Source organism: Paenibacillus sp. GCM10027629 (assembly GCF_042676425.1).
Lineage (GTDB): Bacteria > Bacillota > Bacilli > Paenibacillales > Paenibacillaceae > Paenibacillus_K > Paenibacillus_K terrigena.
On sequence record NZ_JBHTGZ010000009.1, the window covers coordinates 1,571,334 to 1,597,175 of the forward strand.

General features: G+C 43.6%; 19 protein-coding genes. 6 read left to right on the plus strand and 13 right to left on the minus strand.

All coding sequences use genetic code 11. The annotated features are described in order from the left end of the window. Window positions 1–48: 48 nt before the first annotated feature. The 8 genes from ACFQZR_RS16670 to ACFQZR_RS16705 form a co-directional block, all read right to left on the minus strand. On the minus strand, window positions 49–4,482 hold the full coding sequence (locus ACFQZR_RS16670) for a discoidin domain-containing protein (protein WP_379347773.1): 4,434 nt from the start codon (window positions 4,480–4,482) through the stop codon (window positions 49–51). Window positions 4,483–4,877: 395 nt separating this feature from the next. Further along, window positions 4,878–9,308, minus strand: a complete 4,431-nt coding sequence (locus tag ACFQZR_RS16675) for a discoidin domain-containing protein (RefSeq protein WP_379347775.1) — start codon at window positions 9,306–9,308, stop codon at window positions 4,878–4,880. 215 nt (window positions 9,309–9,523) lie between these two features. Beyond that, complete coding sequence (locus ACFQZR_RS16680; RefSeq protein ID WP_379347777.1) at window positions 9,524–10,360, minus strand: carbohydrate ABC transporter permease; 837 nt, start codon at window positions 10,358–10,360, stop codon at window positions 9,524–9,526. Continuing rightward, window positions 10,357–11,247 (minus strand): carbohydrate ABC transporter permease, encoded by an 891-nt coding sequence (locus ACFQZR_RS16685; RefSeq protein ID WP_379347779.1) that lies wholly within the window; start codon window positions 11,245–11,247, stop codon window positions 10,357–10,359. The genes ACFQZR_RS16680 and ACFQZR_RS16685 overlap by 4 nt, the downstream gene beginning before the upstream one ends. Window positions 11,248–11,335: 88 nt before the next feature. After that, window positions 11,336–12,676: an ABC transporter substrate-binding protein gene (locus ACFQZR_RS16690; protein WP_379347781.1), complete on the minus strand. Its 1,341-nt coding sequence runs from the start codon at window positions 12,674–12,676 to the stop codon at window positions 11,336–11,338. Between the two features lie 118 nt (window positions 12,677–12,794). Further along, window positions 12,795–14,411 (minus strand): response regulator, encoded by a 1,617-nt coding sequence (locus ACFQZR_RS16695; RefSeq protein WP_379347783.1) that lies wholly within the window; start codon window positions 14,409–14,411, stop codon window positions 12,795–12,797. Between the two features lie 24 nt (window positions 14,412–14,435). After that, window positions 14,436–16,208 (minus strand): cache domain-containing sensor histidine kinase, encoded by a 1,773-nt coding sequence (locus ACFQZR_RS16700; protein ID WP_379347785.1) that lies wholly within the window; start codon window positions 16,206–16,208, stop codon window positions 14,436–14,438. Window positions 16,209–16,661: 453 nt separating this feature from the next. Further along, window positions 16,662–18,230 carry an MFS transporter gene (locus ACFQZR_RS16705; protein WP_379347787.1) on the minus strand — a complete coding sequence of 523 codons (1,569 nt, stop codon included), beginning with the start codon at window positions 18,228–18,230 and terminating at the stop codon, window positions 16,662–16,664. Between the two features lie 170 nt (window positions 18,231–18,400). Here ACFQZR_RS16705 and ACFQZR_RS16710 point away from each other — a divergent pair, with 170 nt between their 5' ends. Beyond that, entirely contained in the window at window positions 18,401–18,922 is a 522-nt protein-coding gene (locus ACFQZR_RS16710) for a PadR family transcriptional regulator (RefSeq protein ID WP_379347789.1), read from the plus strand. Between the two features lie 118 nt (window positions 18,923–19,040). Here the strand turns inward: ACFQZR_RS16710 and ACFQZR_RS16715 are convergent, their stop codons facing one another. Continuing rightward, window positions 19,041–20,558, minus strand: a complete 1,518-nt coding sequence (locus ACFQZR_RS16715; protein WP_379347791.1) for a carboxypeptidase M32 — start codon at window positions 20,556–20,558, stop codon at window positions 19,041–19,043. A 135-nt stretch (window positions 20,559–20,693) separates the two neighbouring features. Here ACFQZR_RS16715 and ACFQZR_RS16720 point away from each other — a divergent pair, with 135 nt between their 5' ends. Both ACFQZR_RS16720 and ACFQZR_RS16725 read left to right on the plus strand, forming a co-directional pair. Further along, complete coding sequence (locus ACFQZR_RS16720; RefSeq protein WP_379347794.1) at window positions 20,694–21,017, plus strand: iron-sulfur cluster biosynthesis family protein; 324 nt, start codon at window positions 20,694–20,696, stop codon at window positions 21,015–21,017. 44 nt (window positions 21,018–21,061) lie between these two features. Next, complete coding sequence (locus tag ACFQZR_RS16725) at window positions 21,062–21,616, plus strand: beta-class carbonic anhydrase (RefSeq protein ID WP_379347796.1); 555 nt, start codon at window positions 21,062–21,064, stop codon at window positions 21,614–21,616. Between the two features lie 58 nt (window positions 21,617–21,674). On the opposite strand, the gene ACFQZR_RS16730 is transcribed toward ACFQZR_RS16725, so the two are convergent. From ACFQZR_RS16730 to ACFQZR_RS16745, 4 genes are all read right to left on the minus strand, one after another. Further along, window positions 21,675–22,586: a DUF4097 family beta strand repeat-containing protein gene (locus ACFQZR_RS16730; protein WP_379347798.1), complete on the minus strand. Its 912-nt coding sequence runs from the start codon at window positions 22,584–22,586 to the stop codon at window positions 21,675–21,677. After that, the gene (locus ACFQZR_RS16735; protein ID WP_379347799.1) at window positions 22,583–23,125 is read right to left on the minus strand and encodes a DUF1700 domain-containing protein; all 543 of its coding nucleotides are present in this window, start codon (window positions 23,123–23,125) and stop codon (window positions 22,583–22,585) included. Before ACFQZR_RS16735 ends, ACFQZR_RS16730 begins: the two co-directional genes overlap by 4 nt. A gap of 10 nt (window positions 23,126–23,135) precedes the next feature. After that, complete coding sequence (locus tag ACFQZR_RS16740; RefSeq protein WP_379348888.1) at window positions 23,136–23,465, minus strand: PadR family transcriptional regulator; 330 nt, start codon at window positions 23,463–23,465, stop codon at window positions 23,136–23,138. Window positions 23,466–23,670: 205 nt separating this feature from the next. Beyond that, window positions 23,671–24,198, minus strand: coding sequence for a DUF309 domain-containing protein (locus ACFQZR_RS16745; protein WP_379347800.1), 528 nt, complete (start codon window positions 24,196–24,198; stop codon window positions 23,671–23,673). Window positions 24,199–24,332: 134 nt separating this feature from the next. On the opposite strand from ACFQZR_RS16745, the gene ACFQZR_RS16750 reads away from it, so the two are divergent. From ACFQZR_RS16750 to ACFQZR_RS16760, 3 genes are all read left to right on the plus strand, one after another. Then, entirely contained in the window at window positions 24,333–24,761 is a 429-nt protein-coding gene (locus tag ACFQZR_RS16750; RefSeq protein WP_379347801.1) for a hypothetical protein, read from the plus strand. Between the two features lie 3 nt (window positions 24,762–24,764). Continuing rightward, entirely contained in the window at window positions 24,765–25,043 is a 279-nt protein-coding gene (locus ACFQZR_RS16755; RefSeq protein WP_018755565.1) for a YxcD family protein, read from the plus strand. Window positions 25,044–25,253: 210 nt separating this feature from the next. Then, complete coding sequence (locus ACFQZR_RS16760; RefSeq protein WP_379347803.1) at window positions 25,254–25,769, plus strand: SRPBCC domain-containing protein; 516 nt, start codon at window positions 25,254–25,256, stop codon at window positions 25,767–25,769. Window positions 25,770–25,842 lie beyond the last annotated feature (73 nt).

Below are 25,842 nucleotides of genomic sequence, written 5' to 3' on the forward strand. Positions count from 1 at the left end.
CTGCTCTAATCTCGTCATCCATTACAAATGTACAGTGACGTTATTGCATCATTGAATAATCTTCTGCGCAATCGCCGCCAAGTCGCTGATATCAATGACGCCATTCTTGTCAAAGTCAGCCATTTGCAGCTTACTCCAGTTCGGGCTATCCTTCGTTGCTCCATAGTTCGCAGCAGCAATCGCAAGGTCACCGATCGTTACTTTGCCGTCGCCGTTCAAGTCGCCTGTCGCAACTGGCGGTTGCTCCTTCACTACTTGTACGGTAGAGCTCGCATTTCCGATCGTCATCTCTGCCCCTTCGGCATCCGAAATCATAACCTTCGTCAGCGAGATGACACTATTTACCGCCGCTTCAGCTACTTCCTTCGCTTTGAACGTCAGTTCAACGACATTTTTCGTGCCTGTTACGGTATGGCCTGGACCAACGCTTGCGACGATGAACCGCAGCTTGCCATCCGGCGTCGTCTTCTTATCGATGATGCTAACTCCTTGAATGAGGGATCTCGCAGACAAGAATTCGAGCGTAGCCGGATCGAACTCGACAGATAGATCCTGCGCATATACCTCTTGCGTTACGCTGCTGAGACCAACTTGCACGTTGAACTCTTTACCGGCAGTTACTGTAGCTGGCGTCGTGATGGAGCTGGACGGCGCAGCCGTTACTGCGGCATCATCGAAAGCTTTAACCGCGGATTGAAGCGCTTCGATTCCGGCTGTCACGTCTGCCTGCGTTGCTGCTGTATCGACAACATTTTGTGCTGTTGCAATTGCTGCTTTGAAGGCATCGACGGCTGCTTGCGGATATTGGCCAGGCTGATTACCAACTACGGCATGTTCCACTTTGACTTGAGCAGCTGCAATCGCTGCCTTCAGCACTGTTGTATCCACCAACGTTGATTTAACGCCGTAAGCTTCAAACTCATGGAAACCTCCCCACAAGTCTGGGTATCCCATGACAGTCACCTTGACATGTTCAACCCCCTTCGCCGTCCAGTTATCTGTTCTGACTTGTTCCGTGTTGGTCGTGTTATTCATATGGTCAACCACTGTCGTCCAAGTTGCAGCGTCACTTGAAACCTCAATCTTATACATCATCGCCTTACCGGCTTTCTCAAATATGACCTTTGAACCCGTTAAATCATATTTTCCACCGAGATTCACCTGCCAGTAATGCGGATGCTTATCATCCGCCACACACCAACGTGTTGACTCATCGCCGTCGTTGCCTGCGGATGCGGGATTGCTGTTCTGCTGGCTATCTGAAATAGCAGGTTTGTTGAGTACAACATTCCGTGATTCCGGAACGATTACGCTCTTGGTACCGTGAATTCTAATTTCATCAATAGTTGCGATCCCTTCCGTAAAGGTTACCTTGACATACCTTACTGCATTGTTTGAAACGTTATCTTTTTTAACCTTGCTGGTTTCGGTATCCGCCGTTCTGTCAACGGCACGCGTCCAAACCTTGTTATCACCCGACACTTCAACCTTGTACTTGCTTGCGTTTGCAGCAGCCCATTCAAGCTCGATCCCCGTCAAGTCATACTTTTCTTCCAAGTCTACCGTCCACGTCTTCATAGTATCTTGAACTGCAGCTTTCCATGCGGTAGCTAGATCGCCATCGTTAGCCTTTGAAGCTTCATAACCTACTTGTACACTGCTTGCTGTAGCTGGCTTGTTGCCAGACACGACCGGTATGGAGTCTGCATTTTGATAAAGGTTTATTTCAGCGCCGGAACCGAAACCATTATGACCAGCCAATACTTCAAATCTCAGGTAATGAGCCTGAGTGGGTCTAAATGTTACTGTCTTCGGCATGGAATCATTTACAAATGTTCCATTTTCCTTGACCAAGGTGTAGTTCACACCATCCATGCTTGTGTATATGTTGTACTTGGTTACAATACCGTTATCTCCACCGGACTGTCTTGGAATATATTTAAGCTTATATACGTCATACGTCTGCCCTAAGTTGAAATCCAATGTATGAGGAGGCGTATTTCCACCATTCCACTTGGTATGCCAGATCGTATCTAGGTTTCCATCTAAGACATTTGCTGCCTTATTATCTTCGGCTTGCGTTTCCTCACTTGAAGCAGTTACTGTCATGCCACTGGAAGGAATCATTTCCGGGTCAGCTTTGGTTGTTATCTTTACACCCTCACTCCATTCACTGAACCCCGAAAAGTTCTTTGATCGAACCTGTACGGTATACGTTGCTCCAGGAAGTAAGCCAGTTTCTGAGAATGGGCTTGTCGCATTGCTTATGATCTTATTATCAATTTTAATATCATACTGCAATGCCCCAGGTACGGCATCCCATGCGATATCGATCGTTGAGCTCATTGTTGAACCCACTTGAACATGAGCTGGAACTGCTGCAATCGCTGGATAATCACCTGACCCGAACATAAACCAGTTGAGCTTGCATATTTCCTTATCCGCACCGTTAAATACGAAGAAAATCTTTTGCTTACCGGTGACTTTTCTTGACAGCTCCGCCTTAGCATTTACATAAGTATTCAAATCACTTGTATTTGGAATTTGCAATGTTGCGATCGTTTCAGCCGGATTTCCTTGTGCATCAGCCAGTTTAACCTCGATCTTGCCGCCCGTTTTGTTGCTCGCTATTCTAGCGTTAAACCATTTTGCTTCACCGTTCCCGAAATCTACCTGGTCGTAACGCAGCCAATCGCCATTCTTGATATTCGCCATACTTTGGTCATATCCGTCGTTTACATCATCATTTGTCCACTCTGTTTTTGCGTTGATCGTTAGATTCTTATCTGTAACATAGTTCTGATCATCATAACGTTCAGCATCAATCTTCTTATTTAAGCTAAATAAATTCCCTTGATTTTCAGTCGTTGTCAGTTCAAATGAATCCACATCAATATATCCGCCTAGAGCCTTTGTTGCGTAGTTGAAAATACCAAACCTCATCCCAACATAGGTTCCGTAACGCATGTCATATCTTCCGCCTAATCTAGTGAAGTTCACGCCGTCTAAGCTGTATGAGAATTCCGTTCGATACTCAAATCTTGGAGTTTCAGCTCTAAACCAGATATTCGTTGTTCCTTCGGGAAGATCAATGGATGCCTGTTCTGTCCATAAGTCTTGAACAACAATACTCTTCTTTCCATCTTCATTCTTAATGCCAATGAAATTGGAATCTCGTTGGATGACAGACAATCCAGCTTGATCTCCATCCGCCATATGACTGATATCCATCTTTACAGTTGCCGTGCTATCCGGACCAATGATTCGCTGCGTTAGTGTATTTCTTGCATAGGCTAAAACATTGGTTACGCTGGATGTCTTAAGTCTTATAAAGCCTGGTCTTTCCGCAAGACTCCACTTGTCATTGTCAGGATTGTGGTTCCACTGCCATTGCAGACCTAACGCGCTGCCGCTGAATTCATCTGATGTTGCAGGCGCCTTTGGCTCCGTTGTACCCAAACCTGGTATATTAGGTTTCTTCAAAGTAACAACAGCTTTTTCTCCATCCAGCTCTCCCATATATGGCCATCCATCTTTCCAGTTCACGGGCTGCAAGGTTGGAACACGTCCCAGCTTCCCTCGATCCTGGAATATGACCGACCACCACTCTGATGCCTTGCCTTCACCTTGAGGGACATCTACAATCCCACCCTGATGAATGCCATTGCCCGTAAAATTCATAAAGCTGGTCATAATATCCTTTACTTCATAGGGACCGTTAGCCAAGTCTTTCGTGCGGATGGCAATTTCCTTCTTCGAGCCTTTATTCCAGGTAGGCGTGCTGAGGATGTAATAATACTCTCCAATTTTATAAACATGTGATCCTTCGTTGTAATAACCGCCCTTATAATCGTAGATCATCTTTCCATTTCTTGATGCGCCGGGGGCTCTTTTGGAAGTAATAGAAAGTTGACCCGTTTCTTCATTCACGATTTTCAATTCGCTTAGGTAGAGTTGACCTTGACCATGTACAACGTACACCTTACCATTGTCGTCAAAAAATAGACCAGGATCGTAGAGTTCATCCTCCAGTTTGTATATCGTCCAAGGACCCATTGCGCTATTGGCAACGCTTACAAATGCTGCATCTCGATTAATGTTATACATCAAGTAATATTTGCCGTTATGATACCTTAAGCTTGTCGCCCATGGGCCTTCATCGTAGGCATTCTGTCCATTCTTGAGATCGTACATGTCGCCTGCCATTCTGTCGACAGCATAACTCTCGTATTTCCAGTTCACTAAATCTTTGGAACTCATGATGGGACTTCCGGGAAAAAGATGCATACTCGTGGATGACATATAATAGGTGTCTCCCACCCTGATCACGTCGTTATCTGGATAATCTCCCCACATGATCGGATTTGTGTACGTACCGTTTCCATTGTCTGCAGCCCTGGCATAGCTTGGAAAATTGACAAGTAGTGCAATTAATGCTGCCAGAATGAGTGCTTTTCTTGCTTTTTGTCTGGAACTAAACAATATAAATTACCTCCTTCAAACTAGATATATGATTATAAAAAACTATAATCCCGGAATAAGAGAACTGCTTATTTCCTCTAGAAACTGAATATATCGTTGAAGTATGAGTTTAAAATATTTGAATTCATGGGAATATGTATAGGAAGGAGCATTCGGATTAGGCGGCATTTAAAAATGAGGCAATGCGGTATAGGATCTCAAGTCATGATCTAACACAATCTTTTAACCGCTTTCATAAAGGTAGATGAATATATCGAACGATTTCTGTCTACATCTTACTCTCCCGCCATGGATAGGTTAATGATGATAATTTGGATTTCATGATCAAATTTACGGAAAGATAGCTGTATCGAAAATAGAGCAGCCCAAGATCGCCTCGAGCTGCTCTCCTCTTGCTATTGAATAATCTTCTGCGCGATCGCCGCCAAGTCGCTGATATCAATGACACCATTGTTGTCAAAATCAGCCATGCGCAGCTTACTCCAGTTCGGGCTATCCTTGGTTGCGCCATAGTTCGCAGCAGCAATCGCAAGGTCACCGATCGTGACTTTGCCGTCGCCGTTCAAGTCGCCATTCGCAACCGGCGGTTGCTTCTTCACCACTTGTACGGTAGAGCTCGCATTTCCGAGTGTTGTCTCTACTCCTGCGGCATCCGAAATCATGGCTTTCGTCATCGAGATGACGCTATTTACCGCTGCATCAGCTACTTCCTTCGCTATGAACGTCAGTTCAAGGACATTCTTCGTGCCTGTTACAGCATGGCCTGGACCCTCACTTGCGACAATGAACCGCAGCTTGCCATCCGGCGTCGTCTTCTTATCGACGATGCTAACCCCTGGAATGAGGGAACTCGCAGCCAAGAACTCGAGTGTATCTGGATCGAAATCGACCGATAGATCCTGTGCATATACCTCTTGCGTTACGCTGCTGAGACCGACTTGCACGTTGAACTCAGTGCCAGCAGTTACTGTAGCTGGTGCCGAGATGGTGCCAGACGGCGCAGCGGTTACGCCATAGATGAATTTGGCGTCTGCCCAGTCAACATGCGTATTGTACCTTGCTTCAGGATTTGCAGGATTGTTATTCCATTCAGCAACAAGCTTAATCTGCTTGGCTCCTATGATGTCAAGATCAATAAATTCACAGTTGTCATTTCTCATCTTTACGGCGCTTGTATAGATGAGCTTATCATCTTTAAATACTTTAAATATCGACTCCCCACCCATTTTAGGGGCTTTCTTATCAATTCCTGCATAGGCTTGGAATCTTGTATACTTACGACCATCTACATTGTATATAACTTCTGAATTTGTATCTGATGATAATCCTTTCGTAAAGGTCTGAACTCCTGCTGCCGTGTTCAAGTCAAGGGTGGAACCGCCATACTGTGGTTCATCCTTAAGTACCGCATTATAATCACTGTGTGCTGATACCCATTCCAGATCACTTATATAGTCAAAATTCTTAGGCTCTGGTTCTTTATAATCCTGCCCATACAATATCAGTTCCGCCATACCTATTCTGAACCCGCCGCCAGCAGTAATATCCTTAATCGTTACACGAACATAGTTGATGTTGTCAAACGGCTTAGCAAATTTTTCGGGTGTGAAATGCTGTCCGCCGACATAGCGATGATCGAGCGCCTTTTGCCACACTTCACCATCCGTAGATACTTCTAGATCATACGTGTACCAGTTACTGTCCTTCTCCCAGAAAATACGGCTTCCAGCAACAGATTGGGGTTTGTTGAATTTCACTGTCACGGACTGAGGAAGAGTTAATTCCTTGGATAACCAACCTGTTCCGATCGTAGTTACGCCATCTCTAAGCTTATCCGTACCTCTGTCAACTTCACTTGCTGAAGATGATGTAATGGATTCTATTTTCGCATCTGTAATTATGTTACCTGGTTCTTCATTTTCAGAAGGTATGATCTTAAACTCAAATAAAGATGCCCAATCTCCATTTGTTATCCGATCAACAACGGTTAATCTTACATACCTACCTTTGGTTTCTAACAGATTTGTATCTTCATACCCATTAGGCGTGGTATTTGATGTTCTATCAACAACCTTTTGCCAACTCGCCCCATCTTCTGATACTTCAATATAATACTTATACACATTTGTACTTCTCTCCCACATGATCTGAAAACCAGCTATAGCGCTGCTCTGTTGTAAATCAACCTGGATCCACTGCGGTAATGATGATCCATTGGCGCACCATCTTGTACCCTCGTCATTATCTACTGCATTCTTGGCAAAGTTACCTGATTGTTCGGAAGAACTTGTCACAGGTTTACCAATGGCAATATTTTTATAGGTCTGTTCTGTCGTTTCAAGTTTGTCAACGCCGCCAACCCATGGCCGATGCTGTCCGTCAGGGACAAACTGACCTTCGTATGGTAGTGTACTTACAGTCTTGGCTCCTGCTTTGAGACCTTCTGCAACAGCATGAATATTGATATTTCCACTGACATGCGCAGTTCTTACAAATGCAAAACCTATACCGCCCTCAACACTCTGTTCTTCAACGCCGATTCGTTCAATATTTTTTCCAACGAGTTCCCCATCACCGGTTACAGAAATTTTAAGCTTACCCTCGTAGTTGGGTACTATAGTTCCATTTGCATCAACGACTTTGAAGTATACAGGGATTAAGTCCGAACCATCTGCTACCGGTTTAATTCCTTTGTCGCGTACTTCAATTTCGATTCCAGCGGCTTGACCCGGTGTTTTAACCGTATGCGTTTTAACGACTTTTCCATCTAAAATCGCTTCGGCTCTAAGCTCACCTGCTGCAAACTTTGCTAATTTAAATGTAAATATAGGGCTGCCGCCTTTTTTAGCGATACTCTGAACAGATTTCAGAGCCTCTTCCCTCGTTATTTCTTTCACCAATTCATTGTTCTGATATAGCTTCACACGGTCACCGTTACTGAATACGTTGATATTTAGGCTTGAGGCCTGCGAATATGTGCTTGCTATAAACACCATTGGACCATAAATAGAATTTCTAGCCGATTGCATGGACTGGAACCAGTAGTAGTCATATTTCTCGTATCTATCGATATCTACAGTTCCGCTTCCTAATGTCTTCGTCGTTGATCCGCGTGCGTAGTCATTCCAGCTCCATAAGAAGTACCCACCTATTCTGTCATTGGCATCGAGGCCACCCCAGTCCGAGTAACCATCTCCATTTAAATATCTCTGACGCGTCAAAATCTGCGTATTCATCGCTGTTTCGCCTTCTTTTCTCAGTGCCTTGCTGGATTCCTCAAAATCGCCCCATTCACGAGTAAAGAAAGGCTTGTTAGGATCAAAATCAGTCCATTTGCTTGGGTCAGCTTCCCAATTCGTATCGACGACTTTGTAGTTCACATCATAAAAAGATCCCTGAAGTCCATGGTCTGCCGCTGTATACATCTGATTGCCAGGATATTCTGCATGAGCAATTGCAGTAGCCTCTTGTGCCCATTTTGCTGAATAGCCCGTCTCATTCAGTGAAGTTTCCCATAGGATGACGGATGGTCTGTTTCTGTCACGTCTGATCATTTCACGGGTATCTCTTAATGTGAGATCATAGAACTTTTGACTTTTGGTGAAGTTCTGCCAGCCAGGCTGGCATTCAATCACTAATAACCCTAATTCATCAGCTGCATCTAAAAAGGCCGGATCGTTGGGATAATGCGTCGCACGAACCGCATTAAATCCATTGTCCTTGATTTGCATGGCATCACGATATTGCATCGCGTTAGGGGCTGCGTCTCCAATATTCTGATAGGCCTGATGACGGTTGGCTCCGCGCAAATATAATCTTTCTCCATTGATATAGAAGCCATCTGCCTTGTACTCTATGGTTCGGATCCCTATCTTAGTCGTAACCGAATCCACTAAAGTTGACCCATTGTACACTTCACTAACTAAAGAATACAGATACGGTGTATCTGGATGCCACAAATTCGGATTGGTTACCGTTAAATCCTGAGTAAACTGCTTATCCCCACCTGCTGGTATACTTGCAGCATCAGCTTCACCCTGCGCAACTGCATTTCCATTCTTGTCTACAAGCTTAGTTACAACCTTCGTATCTGCTGACGTATTATTCTTGTTTACAACATGCGTTTTTACATTAACCTTTGCTTGAGTTTTGCTCACTTCTGGATAAGTCACAAAAACTCCGCCACTAGCTGTTTTGTCAGTCTGTAATGCATCTGAAATATGTAAATTATTCGTAATTCTCATGGTTACATCTCTGTAAATACCACCGTAGTAATGGAAATCGAGATTGGCTAGCGGCTTTCCTGGCGGTGTATCTGGACTATCTTTGCTAGATACCTTTACGGCTAAAACATTGGTTTCACCAAACTTCACCTTGCTTGTAATATCTACCGAAAATCCGACATAACCACCATTACGGGTATAAATTTTTTCTCCATTCAAATAGATATCACTGTCAATCATGACACCTTCAAAGTCGATATTGATTGTATTTCCTCTGTACATCTCGTCAATCGTAAAATAACGTCTGTACCAGCCTATTCCTTGATATACGGCTCGCCCACCATTCGCATGCTTCTTCTCCAGTCTCATGGTGTGTGGAATCGTAATATTAGCAAATGCCTGATCATCATAGTCAACGGCCTCTGCCCCTGCTAACTCGCCTCTGTAAAAGCCCCAATCACTATTAAAATTCAGGACTTTTCTGCCATTTGTATTCTCGGTTGTCTGAGAAGGACTTCCATTCTGCGCGTGTGCAACTGTGTTTGGGTATTCCATTCCGAATATCAATGAGAAAGCTAGTAGGCATATCATTATTCTCTTCATCACTACACCTCTTTAACATATAATATAAGCTTTAGGAATTAGGATGCCGTTGCAGCCTCTGGCCATCTAATTAGGTTCTTATATTACTTCACCTCCACATTAGGGTGCGAATAAATGGGTGAATAGCCATGCACTTATGCCCTATATTAAGTAGAAACGGATACCATCCTTTGAGATGGTATCCGTTTTTCTTAGCTGCCCAACTGTTATCCCTCTTATCCTTTCACTGCACCCGCAACGATCCCTTTGAAGATATACTTTGAAAATAGAAGATAAATCAAAAGTGTCGGCAGCATGACCAAGATAATCGCAGCACTGAGATAGTCCCAACTTCCAAACTTTGAACTACTGAAATACATCAAGGTCGTCGTCAACGTTCTAAGGCTGCTTGAAGGCATGTACAGATATGGAACATACATATCGTTCATCACATCAACCGCTTTAATAATACCGAGTGTTGCCGTTGCCGGCAGCAGAAGTGGGAAAATCATTTTATTGAAGACCGAAAAGTATGAGCATCCATCGAGCATTGCACTCTCATCCAACTCTTTTGGAATACCATTGATGAACTGTGTATAAATGTAGAGCTGAACCAAATTCGCTGCTGCATAAATCACAATTGGAGCCCAAATCGTATTATAAAGTCCAAGATTTTTAATGACTGTAAAACGTGAAATTTCAGTAATCATACCGGGCATGATCATACCGGCTACAAAGAGACCGAGAATGATCTTCTTCAAGCGAAAATCAAATCGATTAATCGCATAGGCTGTCATTGTCCCTAATAAAGCATTAATCACAACACTGACTGCAACCAGGAACATCGAATTACCAAACCCCTGTAGAAACTTCCCTTTATCCAATACAACGCCGTAGTTCTCGAAATCAAAATTTGCAGGCGGCTTTAGCGAAAATTCAGAGCCAATCTCCATCGAAGTTTTAAATGAAGCGAATAACGTTATGAGTAAAGGGATAAAGATGATCAGACAAATCGTAATTAGAATGAGATACACAGCGAGCTTCTTGACTGCACTTCCTAACCGAGGCGTCATTCCTCATCAACTCCCTTCAGGTTGAACAGCCTCTTCTGTACACTATTCAGGACAATAATGAGCACTAACATCGTAATCCCCATCGCTGAAGCCATACCGAAGTTGTTAAATTTGAAGGCTGTCTCCAAGGTGTATAATGTGAATGTACTACTCGCATGACCCGGGCCGCCCTGTGTCATAATATATGGAATATCGAACACTTGTAGTGCTCCAACGACATTTAAGAACAAAAGAACCTCTAGTACCTTTTTCACACCGGGAACGATAATATACCAGAAATTCTGGGTGCTGCTCGCGCCATCGATTTTGGCAGCCTCGAATTGATCCTGAGGAATGGCTTGCAAGCCTGCTAGGAATAAGATGACATGGAAGCCTGAGAATCGCCAGATCGATACAAACACCAAGCTAAGGTTCACGATGGATTCATTCGTGAGCCAGTTCTGTATGAGCGACCCTAGCCCTAGCACTTCAAGAATGCCATTTAACCCCCCATTAATGGGACTATAAAAGAAGGCAAACATATATGAAATCGCAACCCCATTAATAATGTAAGGCATGAATACGATGGTCTTAAAAAACTTGCTGGCACGAATCTTACTGTCCAATACAACCGCAATCGCTAATTCAAGCGGAATCATAATCAAATGAAAGAGGAAGTAGTATCCGTTATTGCGAAGGGACAACCATACATCGGATGAATCGGTAAACATCTTGATGTAATTGTCGAAACCAATGTACACTTGCTTCGCATCCATTCCATTCCAATCGGTAAAACTTAATCGAATAAGTTCGAACAGCGGGTACAGCACGAACATCAATAGCAGCAATACAGGAAAAAACAAAAAGCTGAATAACAGTATGTTTCTCTGCATAGAAACCGTTCTCATTTCTACCCCTCCATTTCTTTATAGATAAGGAAAGTGGCTAATCCATATGGTAGCCACCTTCCTCATTACTCAACTTTCAAATTGAGATTTATTTTAATTTGGAACGGGCATTTTTCCAGCTGTTATTCATATCCTGCATCATCTTATTGAAATCTTTGCCTGCCATCATATCCTGACCCATTTTCTTCACATCGAACTTAATGGCCGATTCAATCTTCTTATAATCCTCACTGCCGCCTTTATACAGCACATAATTCAGATTGGACACATCAAAAGCACCCTTGAACATTGAACCTAGATCAATCTTAACATCCTTCACTGTCGATTGAAGCTGAGCCTCAGTCAAATATTTCGAATACCATTTATCACTGAAGAACCAGTTAATGAATTCTTTCGCTTCGTCTGGGTACTTCGACGTTTTTGGAATCGTGAAGAACGTATCTACCATCGAAATCGTATTAAACGGATCACTTTCGGAATTACGAACAGGTAACAAGAAAGCACCTACATCATTCAGATCCACATCTTTCATCGATTTCAAATCGCTGCCGAACCATTGACCAAGTGCAATCATCGCCGCCTGCTTGGAACCAAACATCAGCTTGGATTGATCAAAGCCAACACCGAGGGGATCAGGACCCATCAATTTACCATCATACAGTTCCTGAATTTTCGCATAAGCATCATAGAAGGCTTGACCTTTCGTAAAAGGTTCATCCATCGTCGCCATCGTTGACCAGTAATCCCCATCTCCTGCTACAAGTGAAGGCATAAATTCGTTGAAAGGATAATTCGGCCAAGCGTCTTTACCGCCCATGGCAAACGGCATATATTTGCCGCCGTCTTTAATCTTTTTAGCAGCACTTATGAACTCTCCCCAGGTCTTAGGAATCTCAAGTCCATATTCCTGGAAGATACTCTTCCGATACCAGACGAACTCGTTGAATTGGCTTTCGGGTACACCATAAATATGATCACCCACCTTGAAATCAGCTGCGAACATATTGTTCTTGGCTGCATCCAAGTCATCAAGAGGTAAGATATTATCCTTGAAATTAATCAACCAAGACGATTTCAGAGGCAGAATATCCGGCAATTCGTTCGCTGAATTCCGGATCTTCATCGTATTTTCATACTCTGTGTCCTTTAACAGCTCCAATTCAATGTTGACATTCGGATGTTCCTTTTTGTATTCGTTTACAAGATCCAGCTTCGTAAATAAATCCTCCGTAATCGTTGACCAGATTGGGAATTTTAATGTAACAGGATCCTTCTCTACTTTCTGCTCCTGTTGCTGTGTCTCCGGCTGAGCCGTTTTCCCCTCGTCTGAACTCCCTTTAGATCCACATGCGGAGAACATGGGTACCATTAAGGCTGTGATCATTAGCGTACATAAAATGCGTGTTATACGTGGTCGAATTTGTTGCATATAACATTCCTCCTATACTTATTGGATATAAGCTACTGCTCATTTGCTGTTTCTATCATAGCGCTTCCGATAAGCGGTCAGAATGATAAAACATTCGAAATCATGATAAATTTTTAGGCTATTTGGCAGCCGATCTTATGAACTGATTGGGACTTATGCCAGTTGCCTTTTTAAAAACCCGGCTAAAGTGCTCAGTACTCGCATATCCTGTACGCTCAGCAATCTCATATATCTTGAGATAAGGCTCCTTCTTCATGCTTTCCATGGCCTTTTCCATGCGTACTTTGGTAACAAATTCCTTAAACGTCTCTCCTACTGCCTTCGAGAACAATGTACTGAAATGACTTTCACTTAAATGTACCATTTCACTAACTTTCCCTAGCGTGATTTCTTCCCGATAGTGTTCCATGATATAAGCTTGCGCAATGGCCACAACCCGATTCATCTGTCCCGCCTTCTTATCGCTCTCTTGCAGAAGCTGAAGTACAAAATTTGAAATCGAGTCTTGCAAGCGATCAGCTGAGTCAACCTGCCAAGCCATGCGATACACATCTTCGATTTTGTTCATTTCCAGGCTATCTACGAACTCGTTATCATACATGAACTTTACCAACATCATTAACAGTTCCATATACCGGGCGCGCAGCACCTCATTTCCCATCGAAGCAGAACGCTTGATCAATGCAAACATATGGTCTAGTTCTTGCAGAACCGCTTGCTCTTCACGCTCCTTCAATGCATCCAGCAAGGCTTGCTCTTTCCCGATCAGGCTCTCTCCCGACTGCTTCAAGAAATGGTTAGCATCCTCTGGGTAAATGACTCGATGCTTATTAATCACAAAGCGCAAATCCGCATTTTTGCGAGCTTGCAGATAAAACGCCGGGATTTGCTTTAATTCTTCACACAGCTCACTCACTCCGATCGTGACTTGAATATTGATGTATTCCTTCAGTACAAATATGATTTGATCCATGATCTGCGAAATACTCTGCCTGACATACATTAAACTGTTTGTTTCAAACGATAAGAGCACCACGTATTCATACGTGTTCCAGCTAATGACTTCTCCAGTCCCCGCCTCCGTTAGTACCTGATCTATAGACTTTAATACTGAACTTACAAAATCCCCAATAGCCGAACCATACCGCTCCTGTACTTCAGTGAAGCCCTCTACTCGAATCATTGAAACGGTAATATGTGACCCTTCCAGCCTCATATTCAGATCCTCCAGAATACAAGGATCGAACTGTGCATTTACGCCAATTTCTAGCCATTCCCGAATGGTTTGCTGTTTCAACCGGATCCGTTCCCCATGACGGATTTCTTTCGACTGTCTTGACATGTTCTGTTCAACTTCACTATCATGCTTGATTCGATTCAAGAGATCCAGTACAACATTCGGATCCATCTCCGATTTTAGAATGTAGTCATTAACCCCCCGCTTGAATGCCTTCCTTACAAATTCAAAATCATCATATGCACTTAAAATGACGACATGCGGAGAAGTTCCATTCAACTGATTTAGCTCATCAATGAGTTCTAAGCCATCCATCACAGGCATCTTCAAATCCGTAATCACAATATCTATCTCGCCAATTTCCTTTATATACTCCAGTGCTTGATAACCATTACTCGCTTCATACACAATCCGAAATCCGTTCGATTCCCAATCAATCAACGTCGTTAAAGCTAATCTCATAATCGTCTCATCTTCAACGATCATCACGTTCATCATATGGCTCATCCTCTCTATGAAGTGTTATGTTAATATCAGTGGGAGCAGAATCGTAATGATGGTCCCTCTACCTAACTGGCTATCAATCTCCACACCGTACGGATGACCATAATTAAGCTCAATTCGTTGTAACACATTATGTACACCTAGCCCGCTAAAATTGCCACGCTGGTATTTCTCACCCTGCTGCAGCAATCCCCTAATTTGTTCGTCTGTCATTCCTTTACCATAATCCGTGATCGTAAAGCATACGCCAAGCTCATGCCGAACCGCTTTCACTTCAATCAACTCGTTCATCTGTTGTTGATCAAGTCCATGAAAAATGGCATTTTCAAGAATCGGCTGAAGCAGCATTTTGGGCATACTGTAATTCAAAAGCGTATCATCAATATCAAATTGGATATTCAGCTTGCCTCCATAACGAACCTGCATAATATGCACGTAGGACTCTAGTACTTTGATCTCTTGACCAATCGGGGCTAGCGAGTTTGGTTCACGAAATACATGCGTCAGAAGGGCAGATAGGCTCTCAATAATTTTACGAATATTGTCTGTTTTTGCGATCATCGCCATAAGCCGAACGGAATTCAATGTATTCGATAAGAAGTGTGGATTAATCTGTGACTGCAAAGCTTCGATTTCAGCCTGGCTGCGCGCTCGTTCCTTCAAATCCCGTTCTTGCATAAGATCTCTGATCTGAGAAACCATGCGATTGAAGGAATAGCCTAGCCGCTTAATCTCACCTCTTCCGTCTGCCTTTACTTCCGTAAAAAAATCGCCTGTCTCCACCTTTCTCATCGCTCGAATGAGATTCTGCAATGGCCTAAGTATATCTTTAAAAAAACTTAATAAAAACAATAGAAATAAAGCAAAACTACCAAATATGAAAATGATGGAAATTTTTAAAAATTGATTTGCATCCCTCGTAACTATGTTCTCATCTAAAATATTGACGATACTCCAACCTGACTTCTCAAATGAATACAGCTTTATAAGCTTATTCGCTCCATTGATATTAATAAAGGTGTAATCCTCATCACGATCATGAGTTGGCTTCTTCAGCATCTTGGATAGTTCCATTAAGATTTCTGGATCTACCTTATCATGATTGTTCTGATTCACAATTCGATTACCGTTCCGATCAATCATGAATTGTTCAATATCTGGATTCTTATGAATGTAGTCTGGCAGAGAGGCGTGGGTAATCAAATAAACCATCTCAACCTCTGTTTCGAGCGATTGATCCGGATGAAGCAATAAGGTAAACATGTCCTGTTTATCTGAAGTAATGCCGTTCAGGCTATCAACAATGACTGCTGTTCCATTGCTGTTCCTCAGCGTCTCTTGATACCATGGCAGATTGCGAATGGAAGAATCGGAAATCGTAGGAGAATTCTTAAAATAATAGTAACCTCCATCCTTCAACGTAAAGATAACGCTTACAATATCATTGCTATAATTCGAGATAATATTTAAGTAGGCATCGATCTCACGCGTAAGTTGAATTTTCTCTACTGAACTTGAGCTTCTGCTCCACGCTGAGACTGCATCCAGAATCGTGTGGTCATTTACATTCGCAATTGTAGAGATGGTAAGGGAGGCTCGTTTCAGCTCAGAGTTCATATTGTTAGACGCTGCATCCAACTGCTGAACCATTTGATCAATGGACTTGTGAATTAATGAGGTTGAATAGTATTTATAGAATATATTAATAAATATGATGAATGGAATAATGATAATCAATACAAAAGTTCTAATAAAATGCATCGTAATCTCTCTATCTTTTTGTCTGAACATGGAAACCCTCCATACTTATGCCAATTATTATCGATTACTTGCTAACAATAATATGATAAAAAAAGATCACCTTCAATAGAGCAAAAGTGAGGCGATCTACTTTGCTTAATAACAGTTTAAAGATTCAAAGAGATCATTGTAATGATATTTCTTGTGGTTACATGATATATTTTCTTTATTCACTCAAATATCCTACCATATGCCTAGGATAATTTATCAAACATAAAAAGCACCCCGAAGGGTGCTTTCAATCAATGCTTATAGTGCGTGTTCAAAAAGTCGGCATTTCAGCACCGAGAAGGTTGCGAGAACCTGAAGAAGGAGGAACGGAGTTTAGGCGAAACCTAAATGAGTACCGGACTTCGAAGGTGAACGCAAGATTCGATGTCGATTATGCTTCTTGAATAACTTCGTGATCAAATGATGATTTTTTGAATAACCTCTTCTAATATCTCATAAGTTCTGGTGCAGTGGATGTCTCCCTTGCTTGTTCTTGCGAACAACACCAATGACGAGCGTTGTTGCGAACAATACGATACAGATCGTCATAGCGGCGTAAAACAAGCCATGATAGCCTATCCCTACGACCTCGTGCAGCGCATCCATCAAAGCTTTCTTCGTCGTTGGATCCGGAATTTGAGCAATTCCCGCTTGCATCGTGCTGAAATCCGTTTGTGTCGGCATGTTCGGCAATGCACCTGCACCACCTTGAATATGCGCTTCACCCAAATGAGACTTAATCGCATCCCCCATATGCATGAACGAACGTGCAAGGAATCCCGCGAACAATGTTGGTGCGAGCGTCAATCCAATCTGACGAGATAAAGACGTTGTCGCTAGTGCAACCCCCTTGTTATCGCCTGCATTCTCTGTAGCGAGAATATTCACTGGCGCACCCAGCATCGAACCAAACCCAATCCCTACAAGACAGCTGGCGATAACCATCTGCCAGATTTGCTCCACCCATACCGCGAATAACAAGAAGCCTAACGCAGCAATCGCACTTGCTGTCAGCATCGTGAAGACAGAACCTTTACGGTCCACCAGTCTGCCTCCTAACGCGGCGCCAGCCCCAGCTGCTAGAGCGAGCGGCGTGAACCAATAACCCGAGACCGCCGAACTTACACCCAAATATTGTTCAATGAAGCCTGGAACGAAGATAATGGAAGCAATAATCGTCCCCGAGAGCATCGCATAGAACAAGGTCCAACAAAACACCCCATTCTTAAATAGAAAAATCGGCAAGATCGGATCCTTTGATGATTTCTCAACTCGGCGTTCCGTGATCACGAGGATCACGAGCAGGACGAGTCCTATCGCAATAAATCCAAGAAACGGTCCAGAAGTCAGACTGTCGACGAGGTTAACACCATCAAGCTTCGTCAATCCGTACATCATAGAGAGTACAGCCAAGCTTAGAATCGCAACGCCAGCATAATCAAGCCGTGCTTCGGTCAATTTCTGCTCTTCATGAATGAATTTCATTCCCAGAATCGCGAGTGTTATCGCAATCGGAACATTAATCAGGAATAACCAATGCCAACTACCTGTCATATTTAATATGAAAGATCCGATATTCGGGCCAAGGACCGATGCAATTCCGTTCATCCCACCGAGAATCCCGAGCATCCGCCCCTGTTTCTCACGTGGAAATGTATTTAAGACAAAGGAACTTGCAATAATAAATATTCCGCCGCCACCTATGGCTTGGATGAATCGACACACAAGGAACCAGGTGAAATTCGGACTTAATGCGACGAGCAATGATCCTAGACCAAATAATGTGACCTCGAAAATGAACAGTTTCTTGCGCCCGTATCGATCAGAAAGTTTGCCGATAATCGGTACACTAATCGCAAGACCCAAGGTATATACTGTAATCGTCCAAGCTCCCCATGTTGGAGATACTCCAAAAGATCGATTCAACGTTGTGAGCGCCGCTGTAATTATGCCGTTATCCAATGCGCCCATAAATACGCCAATAGCAAAAATAATCAAGCTCCATGTTAAATTCCGTTTCATCCCTCTCACTCCATTCAACGTACTTGTTGAGCGTCAACCGCTTCCCATGTATAATGTCAGTATATAGTCACATATGACTAAACACGTTATATCGTAAGTTTACCACTTACACGTATATAGTCAAGTGTGACTAATCACCTATAGAATAATTACTTCTAGGAGGGGCACAAATGGACGAGCGTACACTACTCATACTAGGGCTGTTGAAATCCCAAAGTCAGCATGGATACCAAATTAATGATTTTATTGAGCGCAATCTGGGGCGCGTATCGGATATGAAGAAGGCAACTGCCTATTCGTTATTGAAGAAGCTAAATGAATCGGGTCTAATTGAAGCGACAACGGAGCAAGACGGGAATCGACCTGCCAAACAAGTCTACTCCATTACGCCAGCGGGTGAGGAGAAGTTCTATAAATTGCTGCGCATGTCCCTGGTCCAAGTGAATGATTACTTGCCCCATGGCGATATTGGCATCTGCTTCATGGATCAATTACCGAAGGACGAAGTCATCGGCAACTTGAACGAGCGGTTAGCGAAAACGGAGGAATTACTCGCATCCTATGAAGCTGTTCCCCCCCATGTAGAGCATCTACATGGCGTTAATCTAACGATTAGACACCGAATTGCACTGTTTCGCTGCGATATTGAGTGGATGAAACAGACAATTGAAGAGCTTCGTACGAGATCTTAGACTATCCTCCAATTCGGAAAACGAATTCGAAATCCATCAACGTTCTAGCTAGCAAGGCATCACGACAAAAAGCTCATCTTCCCTAACAGGAGGATGAGCTTTTCTGATTCTATGGCTTTTATTGCAGGTTGTACACTTCTTTAAATTTATTCTCTAAGTATTCGATCAAATAGGTAGGATTCAATTCCTCACCTGTAATGCGCTGAATGATCTCGCCCGGCGTCTGGCTCTTACCATATTGATAAACCTTATCCGTGAGCCATTCTTTGATCGGTGCCAATCGGCCTTGTTCAATATAGCTATCCAGCTCTGGCATCTCTTGACGCATCGTATGCATCATCTGTGCAGCATACATGTTACCAAGAGAGTACGATGGGAAATAACCGAAGCCTCCGCCTCCCCAGTGAACATCTTGAAGAACGCCCAAACTGTCCGATGGAGGTGTGATACCAAGGTATTCCTCATACTTCGCATTCCATACCGCCGGCAAGTCCGCAACACTTAATCCTTCATTGAACAACATTTTCTCAATTTCATAACGAATAATGATATGTAGATTATAAGTCAACTCATCGGATTCCGTACGAATGAACGAAGCCTCCGAACGATTCATTGCGCGATAGAACGCATCTGCAGATACATCGAGCTGACCTGGGAATATGCGTTGAACATCCTTATAATATCGATTCCAGAACAACCGGCTGCGTCCAATCATATTTTCCCAGAACCGGGATTGTGATTCATGAATCCCCATCGAAGTTCCAGTACATAGTGGCGTTCCGATCAAATCCTTCGAAATGTTCTGCTCGTAGAGTGCGTGTCCACCTTCGTGTAATGAACTGAACAAGGAATTCGGTAGATCCTTCTCGTCATAACGTGTAGTAATACGTACATCTCCTGGATTCAAGCCTGTCGCGAATGGATGTACACTCACATCGAGACGACCCGCATCAAAATCATATCCCATTTGCTCTAGCAAGAATAGACTGATTTCTCGCTGTTTATCAATATCGAATTTCTGTTCCAGGCACGACATATCCGGTTTGTCCTGCGATGCCGCAATAGCCGCAACAAGTGGAACAGTTCGCGCACGCACCTCACCGAACACCTCGTCCAACTTCGCAACCGTGAGTCCTGGTTCATACATATCTAACAATGTATCGTAACGCGTTTCTTTCGCACCCCATAGATCGATGAATTGCTGGTTATAGGCTACAACCTTTTCTAAATAAGGCTTGAACATTTCGAAATCATCGGCTTCCCTTGCTTCTTCCCAGACATTCTCCGCTTGTGTTGTTAACACCACGTATTCCTGATACATTTTCGCTGGGATCTTCTTGCTCTTCTCATACTCTTTCTTGCATTCCTGGACGATCTTCTGATTCATCTCATCCAGCTGGGCATATGCCTCAGGCTCTGACAATGCCGCAACATATTCACCCATCTCATTGGATGTGGATAATTTGAACATTTCGGTCGATAGAACGCCGATGACCTCAGAACGGGCTTCCATTCCTTTTTTAGGCGCACCTGTACGCAAATCCCAGTACATCACACCTAGTGCTTCCTCATAACTCTTAATTTTTTGAACCAATTCGCGAAAATCTTTCACTTGTTGTTCAATCACTGGATTCATTCGATTGCCGCCCCTCGCAATATATTCTAATTCGTTGGTTTTCACTCACCTCTTGATGATACTTTTTGCAAGGCGTATAATCAACTGTTAAGAGAAAAAGATGACATATGTCACACAAGGGAGAGGAGAACCTGCATGTACATTCATTTGACAGACGAAGCACTCGAAGCGATTAATGAGCGAATCGGCACGGGTTCTACAACCTGCTATCTCAAGCTCGTCTACGACACCGAAGATTGCGGCTGCAACGGACTACCTGCGCTGCATTTGGTCTCGGCCATCGAAGATACCGATATCCTTGTGGACTCGAACGGGCCACCTATGGCCACGGATAAAGCACGTATCATTTTTTTTGAAGAGCGCATGAAGATCGATCTTAGTGGGTCGACCAGCTTCAAATTATCCAGCGATAGCCAAATTTACAGCTCCAATGTTAGGCTTGTGGATCGCAGATCTTAGCCAATTGGATTATACAATTTCAGATAGAAAGAGGAGGAATCCCTGTGTCAAATCTTGAGACGATTCTAGAATTCAACCAAGCCTTCGTTGAGACGAAAGGTTATGAGACCTATAAAACGGACAAGTTCCCGGAGAAAAAGCTCGTCATCTTAACCTGTATGGATGCTCGTCTTGTCGAGCTGCTGCCAAAAGCCATGAATCTGAAGAACGGCGATGCCAAAATCATTAAAAATGCCGGAGCGATCATCACCCAGCCTTTCGGATCGGTCATGCGGAGTATTCTGGTGGCTATCTACGAACTTGGTGCGGAAGAAGTCTTGGTCGTTGGCCACCGCGGATGCGGCATGACAAAATTAAATTCCGAGAATATTGTGGCGCAGGCTATTGAGCGTGGAATCTCGGAAACGGTCATCACGACGCTTGAGAATTCCGGTATCAAGATGAACCGCTTCTTGCGCGGATTCGAAAGTGTTGAAGAAGGCGTTGTAAGCAGCGTCGCGATCATTCGTAACCATCCATTAATGCCCAGCAGTGTCCAAGTTCATGGTCTAATTATGGATTCCGAGACTGGCAAATTGGAAATGGCTAAAGTGAATTAATCCAAGAATATAACAAAACACGCCGCACGAACGCAATCGTGATGGCGTGTTTTGTTGTTTATTTCTTATCAATCGTAATATTGCCTGAAGATGTGCGTGCCTTAACCATGTCCTTTGTTGTTAACGTCGTATCCGGTATTTCGATTTCTCCCGAATTCGTCTTCACATCATAGACCCCATCGAATGCTTGCGGGATGGTCAAATCTACATTCCCCGACGTCGATTCGAGACTCACTTCCGGTGTAATCTGCAATTGCGTTAATTCAATATTCCCCGATGTAGTACGAAGATTCGCCGTCCCCACATGATCTTTCACGTCAATATTGCCCGAAGTAACAACGGCCACGATATCTCCAGAGAGCTGATCTAGACGAACTTCTCCCGATTTCGTCGTTAATTCGACCTGACCTTGTAATTCTTGCCCCTTGATGTTGCCCGATGTCGCTTCGAGCTTCACCTGTTCTGCATCCAGTTGCTTGACATTCAAATCGCCCGATGTTGTCTTCACCTTTACCGACATTGCTCGTGCACGTTCCACATCGATATTACTCGAAGTACTATTCAGCTCCATTAGATCTAGGACTTCACCTTGTGGAAGAGCAATCACAAGCTTCTGATCTGATGAAAATGAAAAATCAAAGACTTGAAATTGAAATACTGAATCCCGTTCAAGATCCAGATTCAAGCCTGCACGCTGGATTTCAACATTTTCAAGGGACGCAATCTTCTCCGGAGGAAGCTTGCCAGAGAGTTCTACGTATCCTGACTGATCAGGGCTCTCCCTAAATTCAACATCGATATCATAATCACTATTAAGTATGAAGTTCTTGAATTCCGCCGCTTTGAAATCCCATTTTTTCGTGTAAGCAACATCCTTCACAGTAGGGTCTTTGACCCCATAAACTAACAATCCTATGACACCTATGACAATGCAGCATGTCGCTATGAAATAAGTAAATTTGCGAATCATCGTCTCTCTCCCCCCGTAACAGTATTCATATTCCACTGGATATAGCGCAGAGTTCCATGAATAATGCCTTTCCACATGTTCTTCACGCCAAACACCATAAATAAGCCAATACCAACCATAATGAGTGCCAAGAAAATTTTATACATCACAAACTGCCCATTGATGACGAAATCCGCAACGACGAGCAGCGGCGCAGACAGACAAGCTACGAGTAATGCGGTTACCGCTAAACCCAGCGAATAGAGTGCAGCTCCCATCGGAATCACAAGTAGAATATTCAGAAAAAATAGTCCGATCGCCTTGCCAATCCTGCCCCCTGTCGATGATGGACTCGGCGGCGGAGAATATAATTGAGGATCCACATAGCGATCACCCAAAATTTCGTAGGCAAGCTCGACAGGATGCCCTAATTCCTGAGCAATGGCTTCCTCCGACTTCCCGTTCTGACGCCCAAATTCAAAATGGGCCGCATACTCCTGTAACAGCTCATTGCGTTCATGTACCGGCATTAAGACGATATGTCTCTCAAGTAATGTCATAAACTCCGCTTTATTCAAGGGTCTCATCCTTCCCAATTAACTTCGTTACACTCCCCACAAATTTTCGCCATTCCTTAATCATTTCCTTCAAGTAAATCTCGCCCATCGGGGTAATCTGATAATACTTACGTGGCGGTCCCTCCGATGATTCTTGAAGATAGGTTGAACAATACCCATCATTGACGAGTCGCCTTAGTAAGGGGTAGAGCGCGCCCTCAGCCACCTCAATATGCTCCGATACTTGCTGCGCCAATTCGTAGCCGTACTTATCTTGTTTATGAATCAAGTAAAGGACACATAGCTCCAATACGCCTTTTTTGAACTGTACTTGGACGTTCACTCGGTTCACCCGCTTCATTTATTGTATTAGGAATTCATTAATCAGTACTGAACATCATTCACTACCTAAGAAGAGTATATAGCACACTACTGAATAATGCAAGGTACTGAATTAAAAAAAGAGCTTATAAAAAGCTCTCGTTTTGTATTTATCTAGCAAGCTTCATGTAGGGAATATATACATGGATTGGAAATGATTATCTATATTACGCATTGTTCGCATGTCTGGCTGCGAGCTGCCTCTTACGCTCTGCAATGACCTCAGATCGATCGCGAAGCTTATGCCGATGAATAAGCTCCTCATTCGAAGTATCACTTGGTGCACACCATGTCAATCCTGCTTCTATGCATCGCTGCTCGCAACGCGCAATTAACCGAACATCTACAATGGGTATATTTAGATCAGTAAAGAGTGCTTCCTTCTGCTGCACAAGTGCTTCGTAACGTATTTGCAATGCTTGAATCCATGCTGTAGCATCGATTCCTAATTGACTTAACGGCTGCGGATCACTATGTTTAATCGCCGTATGGAGCATTTTCACTGCGCCTGCTCGATTCCCCCGTCGGTGATGGTAGCTTGATACCGCGACTTGAATCAGACCTAACCATGTCACTGTTAACGGATCCTGCGCATCCTCTTTCCAATGCTCCTCCATAATCTCATGGCACTCAAAATAATCTCGTGTCCCGTGGAATTCCACTAAATAGTCAATATATGCTTCCGGGTACTTCACGATCGACTCCCCACTCTCGTCAATTAATAAGATTATTTTAATCGATTTATTGAAATAATTGAAACCATGTTCGTTTACGTTCGTATGTAATGTGAAGAATATCATACACAACCTACAAAGGGGAATCAGAAAGCATGCGTAAATTGGTATTAGTCATGATGGCTTTCTTACTCATGATGGTCGTCGTTACACCAAGTGTTATCGATGCCAAGCCACGTGGCGGGTTCAAATCGGGTACGAAATCGTACAACAACACGCCGTCAAGGTCGCAGAACAATGTGAACAAATCGGACAGCGGTTCGAGCACTAAATCCGGAACGACTGCTACTACGGGTAAAAGAGGATTTTTCAGTGGCGGTAGCTTCTTAGGCGGATTGATGATGGGTGGACTTGCTGGTATGTTATTCGGAAGTATGTTAGGTTCCGGATTTATGGCAAATATGTTCGGCCTACTTATTAACGTCGCAGCAATCTTCATTATTTTTGCAATTGTACGCTCTCTGTTCACTTACTTCAAGAACCGTCGTAAAGTAGCAGATGGCGATCGCCATAGAAGGTACTAAGTTATGCGCTTATCGATGGATGAAATCGTTAATGCCATTTGTACTCACATGGCGGAACGCAAACAAGTTCGACCTACAGATGTACTCGTTGAATTGTGCTGGGATGAAGAGAATGGGTTTACCGCAGAAGTGACCATTCAGGGCCGTCTGCAGTATCTCGTCGAAGCCAATATGCTTGAGGCCATCGAACGTTATATGTTTTCCGAATACAATCGCCGCGTCTATCGCGATCAGATCCATTTGGATGTCGAAGACGAGATGTGGGCCGATATACATGATTAGAGAAGAAGGCAGCCTAAATGGCTGCCTTTTTTGTCATGCTGCGGATCATCTGCTTTTGCATCCTACGCCCTCATATATCGTCTAAATATTCCTTGACAGGAATATTCTTTATGATGTATATTCAATTCAACAAGACGATGCGCAACTATTGCATTAGTTGCAAAACAAGGAGAAATCATAAGTTCATTCAAATAATGAGGAGGATTTACAATGTCAAACAATTCAATGGTTTCGAGAGTAGAAAACGAACGGGTGCTGGTGCTGGAGCGCGTTTTCGACGCGCCGCGCGATCTCGTGTACGAGATGTTTAAAGACCCTGAGCATCTTAAGCGTTGGTGGGGACCAAGAGGCTGGGAGATTCCGGTTTGCAACGTCGATTTCCGGCCGGGCGGCGTTTGGCACTACTGCATGAAGTGTGTCGATCAGAATCAAGGTCAATTTTACGGCATGGAATCTTGGGGCAAAGCCGTTTACAAGGACATTGTCGAGCCGAAGACGATCAACTACACAGATTACTTCTCGGATGCCGAATGTAATACGAACGAGAACATGCCATCGACCGAGGTCACGTTGGAATTCATCGATCTGGACGGCAAAACGAAGCTGGTCAACCGTGGTGAATATGTGTCCGCAGAGGCCCTCAAGACCGTCATGGACATGGGCATGCTGCAGGGCATCACCGAAACTTGGGATCGTCTGGAAGAGCGTCTGAACGAAGTAAAGTAAGGAAATATAGGAACGGCCGCCTGGCTTTGAGAGCCGGCGGCTGTTTTTTATTTTGGCGATTTGACTGAAATCC